We start from the raw sequence: 2,808 nt of genomic DNA, 5'->3' as shown, positions 1-2,808 counted from the left end.
CTGACCAGATGGCAATTGTAATAGCGTCGCGTGTGACGGTATTACAATTGCACATCCTGTCCCGTTTTTCAGGCCATTATAGCCTGTTATTTTTGTGCATCATAGTCTTATGCAGACGGCAGAGGCAGGGCGCAGCCCTGCCAGGAGTCAGTTTTTGATGATAAAATCAGACTTCAACATGAAACGGAGAGACAGTGCCAATGGCTTCTAAAAAATTTTACTCAGATGATGACATCCAGCTGGCAAAAGCTGCTTTATCGGAATTGCCAGATCTCACCGCTCAACGGAAAACATTGCGTGATTTTCTTGATGCCATTCGTGATGACATCATTGTCCTGGTAAGGACTAAGGGTTATACACTGGCAGATGTTCGTGACACGCTCAAAAATGCAGGGTATGAAGTAGGAGAGAAGGCACTTCGTGACATTATTCGGGAAGCAGAATCGAAAAAACTATCCCGCCGTTCTTCCTCTAAAACAGCACCTAAAAAGACAGATTCAGGCAGGAAAGATGGCATCGATATGAACAACAATTGATGTGACAATGTCACATCGTGTTCTGAGATTATGATGATTACAGAAAAAAAAGCCCCGGCATAAATACCAGGGCTTTTCTGTTTAATCAGACTCGTGGCGGCAATGCACCAGGATAATGCCGTGCAATAATATCATTCAGTTTTTCAACAAGGTCAGGACGCTTAAAGACAATGTGTACGGTCCCTTTCTGGTAGCCACGCACCGTAAAATATTCCCCTTCTAATAGCTTACCGACATTGTCGCCGTTCCCGAGAAATTCACCATACTGCGCCCCGATGCTGTTCCTGAAGTCAGGAACGTTGCGCGCCTCCAGCAGATAAAACGGACGTACCAGGTCATCCAGTGCCTCCCGTCCGCTGCAGTCCAGCGTCACACGCCCGTTACTCCAGCGGTACAGCAGGTTTTCAATAATGATTTTCTTACCCAGACGGCAGGGATTATTGGTTCTGTAATCCCATGACAATTTCCGGTAGACATCAATCAGTCCCTGTTCAAATGTCTGCATCTTGCTGGCATTCAGATGGCGGAATGTTGCCAGTACATTGTCCAGGGTGATTTCAGGACAGGTGTCGCTCATCAGCTGGCTGTTCCACTCATCACGCTGGCATGAACTCATGAAGGTGTACATGCCAGTATCCGTCATCAGGCGATCCCAGATTTTCCGATCGGCAAGACGGGTGATATTCTTTTTTGCTTCTTCCGGTTTATCCATGCATCGAACGGAGTCAGTCACGCAGTCTTCAAACCCGTAAAGAAAAATATCACCTGACGCATCGAGCAGAATCTTGCGCGCTGTCGCCAGGCATTCCATCGCCTGCATGAACAGTGCAATACCTTCGTTACGCTGCGCGATGATGCGGTCGATAGCCACAGACGGAATAACATCTGTCGTGCCGGCAGTATTCAGGTCAGCAGTGGGTAAAGTCTGATTCATCACATTGTCTCCTCATCGTCACGACTGCCGGGTCAGCCAGGTCATTTCCCGGAGGAGCGAAGCTCCTTCTGCCGTCCGGGTCTTCGGGGATTTCCCCGCAGTGGACCTTTCCGACGGGGGACGCTCACCACGTCACGGGGCAGTTGTCCGGGGGCAGACGCAAAAGTTTTTGACGCCTGCGGCAAAAAGTTTTGTGGCTGGTACATCTCTCCCCTGGACGACTGAAACGGGATGTGGTCATGTATGTACCCCCGGAAAGTCCGTCTGCGGAGAACAGGCCGCAGTGCGGCGGCAGACAGGCAGAGACAGCTGCGCCATCAGGCGCAGTGGCCTTACACACCGTAAGGTGTGCAGGGAGCGCCGCATCCGGCGTGACTGAAGAAAAACGACGGCACAACAATGGCATGTGGTGGTCACTGGCGCACCACTCCCGCACAGGTGAAAACAGAGAAAACCGCACGACATCCACAATCAAAAAAAGTGAAGTTTCTTCACTTTTTCACACTTATTTTTCGCGCTGATTTGGTGATTATGGTGATAAAATAAAGTGAAGTTTTTTCACTTTTTCAAAGGTATTTTATGACCGGCTGGGAACTGCGAATCTGGCGAAAAAGCATGCTCTGGTCACGCGAAAAAGCGGCCAGAGAATTTGGCGTGACACAGAGAACATGGCACGCCTGGGAAAATGCGGAACAGGTGGACGTCACCGTCTGGAGGACCACCCAGGCACTTTCAGTCCGTGACCTGCTGCCTCACATGCAGGGGATGCGTAAGGCAGATATCATCAGGCGACTGGAAAATGAACTGGGGGAAACGGCAGGGAATGTGTGAGCGTGATTCACAGCCTGGCTGAATGCCAGGCTACTGCTCATCAGGAAACAGCTTTTTCAGTTCTTCACCGGAAAGTCCCGTGACCTCCTGAATCCGTTCCGGCGGCCAGCCTATATCCCGAAGCCGGCAGGCTATTTCCCGCGCCACTTCTAGAGCCCCTTGTTTAAAACCCTCGTCGAAACCTTTCTGTATAAGACGTTCTGCAATCGTCATGATGTTTGCTCTGCTCCTGCTGACAAAAAAGCCCGGCATTTTGCCGGGCTTTGTGGTTCTCATCAGTGAGTGATTTTCTTCAGTTCGTCATCGGAAAGTCCGGTAGCCTGCTTAATCTGCTCCGGCGTCATCCCCATTTTCTGAAGCTGGCACGCAATAGCCAGGGCTTTTTCAAGCGCTCCTTCCTGGCGACCTTTTTGCTCAAGACGTTCTGCGATAGTCATCAGTTTATCCTCATGCTGCGGCAGACGCTCAGCCAGCGCCCGCATAAATTCCGGTGATACAGAGTCCCCT

At 50.5% G+C, this 2,808-nt stretch carries 4 protein-coding genes and 1 pseudogene; 2 read left to right on the top strand and 3 right to left on the bottom strand.

Annotated elements, in window-relative coordinates; all coding sequences use genetic code 11:
• Positions 1-200 precede the first annotated feature (200 nt).
• Positions 201-536 carry a hypothetical protein gene (locus ACJHX3_RS24570; protein WP_000157090.1) on the top strand — a complete coding sequence of 112 codons (336 nt, stop codon included), beginning with the start codon at positions 201-203 and terminating at the stop codon, positions 534-536.
• 85 nt (positions 537-621) lie between these two features.
• Here the strand turns inward: ACJHX3_RS24570 and ACJHX3_RS24565 are convergent, their stop codons facing one another.
• Positions 622-1,470 carry a DUF4942 domain-containing protein gene (locus tag ACJHX3_RS24565; protein WP_013307867.1) on the bottom strand — a complete coding sequence of 283 codons (849 nt, stop codon included), beginning with the start codon at positions 1,468-1,470 and terminating at the stop codon, positions 622-624.
• Between the two features lie 579 nt (positions 1,471-2,049).
• Between ACJHX3_RS24565 and ACJHX3_RS24560 the strand changes: the two genes are divergently transcribed.
• The gene (locus tag ACJHX3_RS24560) at positions 2,050-2,301 is read left to right on the top strand and encodes a helix-turn-helix transcriptional regulator (protein ID WP_000148286.1); all 252 of its coding nucleotides are present in this window, start codon (positions 2,050-2,052) and stop codon (positions 2,299-2,301) included.
• Between the two features lie 30 nt (positions 2,302-2,331).
• On the opposite strand, the gene ACJHX3_RS24555 is transcribed toward ACJHX3_RS24560, so the two are convergent.
• Both ACJHX3_RS24555 and ACJHX3_RS24550 read right to left on the bottom strand, forming a co-directional pair.
• Positions 2,332-2,577 (bottom strand): hypothetical protein, encoded by a 246-nt coding sequence (locus ACJHX3_RS24555; RefSeq protein WP_001260882.1) that lies wholly within the window; start codon positions 2,575-2,577, stop codon positions 2,332-2,334.
• Positions 2,577-2,808: pseudogene (locus ACJHX3_RS24550) on the bottom strand (transposase); the annotation flags it as partial. The gene ACJHX3_RS24555 and the pseudogene ACJHX3_RS24550, both read right to left, overlap by 1 nt.

Source organism: Escherichia sp. WS1265, assembly GCF_046487585.1.
Classification (GTDB): Bacteria; Pseudomonadota; Gammaproteobacteria; order Enterobacterales; family Enterobacteriaceae; genus Escherichia; species Escherichia coli.
Note: the sequence above shows the minus strand (reverse complement) of the source record. Positions and strands in the feature narration are given on the sequence as shown.

Excerpts from the sequence above, each read along its gene's own strand:
- ACJHX3_RS24555 (WP_001260882.1), bottom strand. The coding sequence starts at position 2,577 with ATGAGAACCACAAAGCCCGGCAAAATGCCGGGCTTTTTTGTCAGCAGG.
- ACJHX3_RS24570 (WP_000157090.1), top strand. The coding sequence starts at position 201 with ATGGCTTCTAAAAAATTTTACTCAGATGATGACATCCAGCTGGCAAAA.
- ACJHX3_RS24560 (WP_000148286.1), top strand. The coding sequence starts at position 2,050 with ATGACCGGCTGGGAACTGCGAATCTGGCGAAAAAGCATGCTCTGGTCA.
- ACJHX3_RS24565 (WP_013307867.1), bottom strand. The coding sequence starts at position 1,470 with ATGAATCAGACTTTACCCACTGCTGACCTGAATACTGCCGGCACGACA.